Here is a 235-nt window from a genome sequence, read left to right on the forward strand (position 1 = left end):
CTGGCCGGCGGGCGCTGTCACCGAGCTGCTGCTTGCCCACGACGGCGTGGGCGAACTGCGCCTGCTGATACCGGCGCTGCGCACGCTGGATGCGGCGGGGCGGCGCGTGGCGTTCGTCAATCCGCCTTATCTTCCGAATGCCGCCGGGCTGGCGGCGGGGCTGGCCGGCCTGCCCGCGCGCCAGGTGTACTGGGTGCGGCCGCCGGGCGCCACGCCGCCCGCCTCGCGCCGCACG

General features: G+C 77.4%; 1 pseudogene. It reads left to right on the forward strand.

Annotation, left to right across the window (positions count from 1 at the left end):
• Positions 1 to 235 (forward strand): annotated as a pseudogene (locus SB751_RS35400) (damage-inducible protein); the annotation flags it as partial.

Origin of the sequence: Cupriavidus sp. SIMBA_020, from assembly GCF_046535395.1 — a bacterium.
Lineage (GTDB): Bacteria > Pseudomonadota > Gammaproteobacteria > Burkholderiales > Burkholderiaceae > Cupriavidus > Cupriavidus campinensis.